2 protein-coding genes are annotated in these 7,206 nt (G+C 70.9%); both read left to right on the top strand.

Annotation, left to right across the window (positions count from 1 at the left end; all coding sequences use genetic code 11):
• The coding region (locus ACTJKJ_RS27215) for an amino acid adenylation domain-containing protein (protein WP_440823297.1) at positions 1-4,626 on the top strand (4,626 nt) is incomplete at its 5' end.
• Positions 4,627-7,206, top strand: a 2,580-nt coding sequence (locus ACTJKJ_RS27210; RefSeq protein WP_440823295.1) for a condensation domain-containing protein, incomplete at its 3' end; no start/stop codon positions are given. It lies immediately after the preceding gene.

Raw genomic sequence — 7,206 nt, 5'->3', positions numbered from 1 at the left:
TGGATGCAGCGCGCCTACGCGCTGAGCGCGGCCGACACGGTGTTGCAGAAGACGCCGCTGAGCTTCGACGTCTCGGTGTGGGAACTGTTCTGGGCGCTGGCCGAAGGCGCTCGCTTGGCCATCGCGGCGCCCGGCGATCACCGCGATCCGCAGCGGCTGGTCGCGCTCATCAACGAGCACCAAGTCACCACGATCCACTTCGTGCCGTCGATGCTGCAGGCCTTCCTGGCGCATGACGGCGTGGAGACTTGCACCTCACTGAAGCGCATCGTCTGCAGCGGCGAAGCGTTGCCAGCCGAGGCGCAAGCCGCCGTGTTCCGGCGGCTTCCGAAGGCGGGCCTCTACAACCTGTACGGCCCCACCGAAGCGGCCATCGACGTCACGCACTGGACCTGCCGCGACGACAGCCGCACCCAAGTCCCGATCGGCGCGCCGATCACCGGCATCTCGACATGGGTGCTCGATGGCGACCTCAACGCAGTGCCGCCGGGTGTTCCAGGCGAGCTGTACCTGGGAGGCATCGGCCTGGCGCGCGGTTATCACGATCGCGCCGGCCTAACTTCCGAGCGCTTCGTCGCCAATCCGATGGCCACCGACGGCAGCCGGCTCTATCGCACCGGGGACTTGGTGCGATGGAACGCCGAAGGGCAGCTCGACTACCTCGGCCGCATCGATCATCAGGTCAAGATCCGCGGCTTCCGGATCGAGCTGGGCGAAATCGAAGCGCAGTTGCTCGCGCAGCCCGGCGTGCGCGAGGCCGTGGTCGTGGCGCTGCAGGCGCCCAGCGGCGCGAGGTTGGTGGCATACGTCTCCGCGCACGCGGGGGCGTTCCCGGAACCCGGAGCGACGGCGCAGCCCGAAGGCGCACGCGACACCGACATCCTGCGCGAGGCGCTCGGCCGGGCCTTGCCGGAGTACATGGTCCCCAGCGCGATCGTCGTGCTCGACACGCTGCCCCTGAACCCCAGCGGCAAGGTCGATCGCAAGGCGCTGCCGGCGCCGGACCTCCATACCGCATCGACAGCCGCCTACGAGGCGCCGCAGGGCGAGGTCGAGACCGCCATCGCCGCGGTCTGGGCCGACGTGCTGGGCTTGCCGACCGACCAGGTCGGCCGCCGCGACAACTTCTTCTCGCTGGGCGGCCACTCGCTGCTGGCGCTGAAGGTGCTCGATCAACTGCGCGGCCGAGGCCTTCGCGCGCAGGTGCGGCAGCTGTTCCTTCATCCAGAGCTGGCAGCCTTCGCGCAGTCGATCGACCCACAGGCGAGCAGGGCCGCGGATTTGACCGTCGCTGCCGAAGCGGCCCGTTCAGCCGACGCGGCGCCGCTCGACATCGTCGTGCCTCCCAACCGCATCCCCGACGACTGCACCGAGATCCATCCGGAGATGCTCACCCTGGTCGACCTCGACGCGGCCGCGATCCGCCGCATCGAAGCGGCGATCCCCGGCGGCGCGGCCAACATCCAGGACATCTACCCGCTGGCGCCGCTGCAGGAAGGCATCCTCTTCCACCACCTCTTGCAGCGCGACACCGACGCCTACGTGACCGCGCACCTGATGCGCTTCGACAGCGAAGCGCGGCTGCGCCGGTTCATCGACAGCTTCGATCGCGTCATCGCGCGCCACGACATCCTGCGCACCGCGATCCTGTGGGAGGGGTTGGAAGAACCGCTGCAGGTCGTGTGCCGCGAGGCCCGCCTGGACATCGCCTGGCTCTCGCCGACGGACGGCCCCGTAGCCGAGCGCCTCGAGGCGCTGGCCCGACCCGGCGCTGGCCGCATCGACGTGCGGCGCGCGCCGCTGCTGCGCGCCGTGGCCGGCTTCGACGCCGGCAGTGGTCGCTGGTTGCTGCAACTGTCCAGCCACCACCTGGTGACCGACCACAGCACGCTGGCCGGCGTCGTCGAGGAGATCGCGCTGATCCAGCAGGATCGCGAGGCCGAGCTGCCCGCGCCGGTGCCGTTCCGGCGCTTCGTCGCGCACGCCCGCCTCAGCGTCAGCCGCGCCGAGCACGAGGCCTTCTTCGACGCGATGCTGCGCGACGTGACCGAACCCACCGTGCCCTTCGGCGTGGCCGACGTGCGCGGCGACGGATCGCGGCTGCGCCAGTCGCGACTGGCACTGCCTGCCGCGCTGGCCAGTCAGGCGCGTCGCATGGCGCGTCAACAGGGCGTGGGTGTCGCGGCGCTGTTCCATCTCGCCTGGGCCCTGGTGCTGGGCCGCGCGAGCGGCCGGACCGACGTGGTCTTCGGCACCGTGCTGCTTGGCCGCCTGCAGGTCGACGACGGCGCGGCGCGCGCGCTGGGCCTGTCCATCAACACGCTGCCGCTGCGCCTGCGGGTCGGCGACCAGTCCGTCGCCGAGGGGCTGCGCGACGCCCACGCGGCGCTGTCCGCGCTGCTGCGTCATGAGCACGCCAGCCTGTCGCTGGCGCAGCGCTGCAGCGGACTGGCGGGCGGCACGCCGCTGTTCTCGGCGCTGCTGAACTACCGGCACGCCCACCGACGCCGTGATGTGTCCTCCGCCGCCTGGGACGGCATGGAGATCGATGCCGCCCAGGAACGATCGAACTATCCCTTCGGCCTGTCGGTGGACGACGACGGTGAAGGCTTCGGCCTCGTCGCGCAGGTGCATGAATCGCTGGATCCCGAGCAGGTCTGCGCGCTGATGCACGCGGCGGTGAGCAGCCTGGTCGATGCATTGACGCATCGACCCGCGCAGGCCCTGTGCGCGCTGGACGTCCTGGACGACGCCGCCCGCGCGCGCCTGTCCCGCTGGGGCGTCCCGGTGCCGCGCTTCGACGGCACGCCGCCGGTGCCCCGCCTTGTCGAGCGCCAGGCCGTCGAGCACCCCGACGCGGTCGCACTGATCTTCGGCGACGAGCAGTTCAGCTATGCGCAGTTCAACACCCGCGCCAACCGTCTGGCCCATCGCCTGATCGCGCTCGGTATCCGCCCCGAGGACCGCGTCGGCCTGGCCGTGCAGCGGTCGATGGACATGGTGGTGGCGCTGCTTGCCATCCTCAAGGCCGGCGCGGCCTACGTGCCGCTGGACCCGTCCTATCCGGCCGAGCGGCTGGCCTACATGGTCGAGGACAGCGGCATCCGGCTGCTGCTGACGCAGCAGGCGCTCGCGGCGCGGCTACCGTCGACCGACGGCCTCGCGGTGCTGGCGCTGGACGGCGAGGACACCTTCACCGGCGCCGAGTCGAATCCCGCCGTCGAGATCCACCCGGAGCACCTGGCCTACGTCATCTACACCTCCGGATCGACCGGCCGTCCCAAGGGCGTGGCGGTCACGCACGGCCCGCTGGCGATGCACGTGCAATCGATCGGCGAGGTCTACGGCATGACGCCGGCCGACCGCGAACTGCAGTTCGCGTCGATCGCCTTCGACGGCGCGCACGAGCGCACTTGGGTGCCGCTGGCCTTCGGCGCGGCGCTGATGCCGCGTGACCAGGAACTGTGGCCGGTGGAACGCACCGCCGCCGAGATCGAGCGCCACGGCATCACCATCGCCTGCTTCACGCCGGGCTATCTGACGCAGATGGCCGAGCTGATCGGCGAGGCCGGCAGCCGGCTGCCGATCCGGTCCTACACGGTCGGCGGCGAGGCGATGTCGCGCGCCAACCTCGACCTCGTGCAATCGGTGCTGAAGCCGCCGCGCATCATCAACGGCTACGGCCCGACCGAGACCGTCATCACCCCGACCGTCGGCATCGCGCTGGCGGGCGAGCGATTCGCCGCGCCTTACATGCCCATCGGCAAGCCGGTCGGGGACCGGCAGGCGCGCGTGCTCGACGCTGACCTCAATCTCTGCCCGCCGGGCGTGCCGGGCGAGCTCTACCTGAGCGGCGGTCTCGCGCGGGGATACCTTGGCCGGCCCGGCGCGAGCGCCGAACGTTTCGTCGCCGATCCCTTCGACGCCACCGGCGGGCGGATGTACCGCACGGGCGACCTCGTCCGCTGGAACGAAGAAGGGCAGCTCGAATACCTCGGCCGCATCGACCACCAGGTGAAGGTGCGCGGCTTCCGCATCGAACTGGGCGAGGTGGAGTCGCAGCTGCGGCTGCAGGCGGGCGTGCGCGAGGCTGTCGCCGTCGCGGCCGAAGGGGCGGGGGGCGCGCGGCTGGTGGCCTACGTCTCGCCGCTTCCTGCCCACGCGCTGGATCCACGCGCGCTTCGCGAGGGCCTGGCCCGGGTGCTGCCGGACCACATGGTGCCGGGGCTCTTCATCGTGCTGGACGCGCTGCCGCTGAACCCCAACGGCAAGGTCGACCGCAAGGCGCTGCCCGCGCCGCAGGCCGATGCCGGACGCCCGCATGAGCCCCCGCGCGGCGAAACGGAGACGGCGCTCGCCGCGCTGTGGGCCGAGACGCTGGCCGTGGAGCGCGTCGGGCGCGACGACAACTTCTTCGAATTGGGCGGCCACTCGCTGGCCTTGATGAAGCTGCAGATGAAGGTGCAGCGGCACTTTGGCGTGCAACTGCCGCTGCGCGCGTACTTCGAGAGCCCGACGCTCGCCGATGCCGCAGCGCGCGTGCAGCGCGAGAGCGAGGCGCTGGCCGCCGCGCAGGGCGCGGACCTCGATCGCATGGCCGCGCTGCTGGATACCTGGGAGAACTGAATGAGCACCCTCGACAAAGACGACACGGTCACGACGACCCACGCGGCCACGGCCCAGGCTCCGATCGCACCATCCGCCGATCCACGGCGCGCGCTGGCCGAGCGCTTCGCGCGTCTGCCGGCGGAGAAGCAGCGGGGCTTCCTGCAGGCGCTCAAGGCGCAGGGCATCGACTTCGCGATGCTGCCGATCGTGCCGGCGCCGCTCGAGGCGCGCCCGCTGTCGTTCGCGCAATTGCGGCAGTGGTTCCTGTGGACGCTGGATCGGACCAGCACCGCGTATCACTTGTCCGGCGCGCTGACGCTCGAGGGCGAGGTGGATGCCACCGCGATGCGCGACAGCTTCGCGGCGCTGGTGGCGCGCCATGAATCGCTGCGGACGACCTTCCATGCGGATGCCCAGGGACAGGTCGTCCAGAGGGTCCACGCCGCCGGCGACATCGGCTTCGGGTTGGAGATGATCGACCTGCGGGAGGGCGATGGCGGTGAGGGCGGTGAGGGCGCCAAGGGCAGCGAGGGCTGCGAGGGCAATGATGCGATCGAGTCCCGCACCCGCGCGGAGGTCCGCCGGCTGGTCGACACGCCGTTCGACCTCGAGCGGGGCCCGCTGCTACGGGTGGCCTTGCTGCGCCAAGGCGCGCGGCGGCAGGTGCTCGTCGTCGTGATGCATCACATCGTGTCGGACGCCTGGTCGATGAAGGTCATCGTCGACGAGTTCATCGCGCAGTACGGCGCTCGGGTCCGCGCCGAGACGCCGTCGATGCCCGCGCTGCCCATCCAGTACGCCGACTACGCCGCGTGGCAGCGGCACTGGCTGGAGGCCGGCGAGCGGGAGCGGCAGCTGGCGTACTGGGTGGCGCAGCTCGGCGGCGAGCAGCCGGTGCTGCAGCTGCCGACGGATCGCCCGCGGCGGGCCGATGGGCGTTATCGGGCGGCGCAGCATGGCGTGGAGCTGCCGGCGGCGCTGGTGGGCGGCCTGCGGGCACGCGCGCAGGCGCAGGGGGCGACCCTGTTCATGGCGCTGCTCGCCGGTTATCAGGCGGTGCTCGGCCGCCATGCGGGGCTGGCGGAGGTGCGCGTCGGCGTGCCGGTCGCCAACCGGCAGCGGGTCGAAACCGAAGGCGTGGTCGGCTTCTTCGTCAACACGCAGGTGCTGCGCAACCGCGTGGACGGACGCCGGTCGCTGGGCGAGGTGCTCGATCAGGCGCGGGAGTCGGCGCTGGGCGCGCAGGCGCATCAGGATCTGCCGTTCGAGCAACTGGTGGATGCGCTGCAGCTTGAGCGCACGCCGGGCGTGCATCCGCTGTTCCAGGTGATGTTCAACCATGGCAGCGCGGGCGCGCAGGGGCCCATGGCGCTGCCCGGATTGCGATTGACGCCGTACGCGCTGGGGGAGCAGGCGGCCCAGTTCGAGTTGATGCTGACGACGACCGAGACCGCGGAGGGCACGGTGCGCGCGAGCTTCAGCTATGCGGCGGAGCTGTTCGAGCCAGCGGCGATCGAGCGGATGGTGGGGCATTTCGTGGCCATGCTGGAAGCGATCAGCGCGACGCCGGAGCGAGCCGTCGGCGACGTGGCGCTGATGTCGCCGGAGGAGCTCAAGCGGCTGGAGCGCCTGAGCGTCAATGGCGATGAGGTGGCGGAGGCCGTGCCGATGCACCGTCTCATCGAGCGCCAAGCGGCGATCGATCCGCATGCACCGGCGCTGGTTTTTGGGCAGAGCGCGCTGACTCGCGGTCAGCTCAATGCGCGTGCGAACCGCCTGGCGCATCGGCTCATCGCGCTGGGCGTGCGCCCGGACTCGCGCGTGGGACTGGCCGTCGAGCGCTCGTTGGAGATGATGATCGGCGTGCTGGCCATCCTGAAGGCCGGCGGCGCCTACGTGCCGCTCGACCCGGAGCTTCCCGCCGATCGGCTGGCCTACATGCTCGAGGACAGCGGCGTGTCGTTGGTGCTGACGCAGCCGCACCTGCGCGCGAAGCTGCCCGTCGGGGAGGGTGTCGATTTGGTCGACATAGACGCCGCGGAGAGTGCCGATGAACGCTTGGGCGCATCGCTCGCGAATCCCGAAGTCGAGGTCCACGGCGAGAACCTCGCCTACGTGATCTACACCTCCGGCTCGACGGGCCGGCCCAAAGGCGCGGCCAACCGCCACGTCGCGCTGCACAACCGGCTGGCCTGGATGCAGCGCGCCTACGCGCTGAGCGCGGCCGACACGGTGTTGCAGAAGACGCCGCTGAGCTTCGACGTCTCGGTGTGGGAACTGTTCTGGGCGCTGGCCGAAGGCGCTCGCTTGGCCATCGCGGCGCCCGGCGATCACCGCGATCCGCAGCGGCTGGTCGCGCTCATCAACGAGCACCAAGTCACCACGATCCACTTCGTGCCGTCGATGCTGCAGGCCTTCCTGGCGCATGACGGCGTGGAGACTTGCACCTCACTGAAGCGCATCGTCTGCAGCGGCGAAGCGTTGCCAGCCGAGGCGCAAGCCGCCGTGTTCCGGCGGCTTCCGAAGGCGGGCCTCTACAACCTGTACGGCCCCACCGAAGCGGCCATCGACGTCACGCACTGGACCTGCCGCGACGAC

It is taken from the genome of Roseateles sp. 22389 (genome assembly GCF_052044995.1).
Lineage (GTDB): Bacteria > Pseudomonadota > Gammaproteobacteria > Burkholderiales > Burkholderiaceae_C > Roseateles.
Note: the sequence above shows the minus strand (reverse complement) of the source record. Positions and strands in the feature narration are given on the sequence as shown.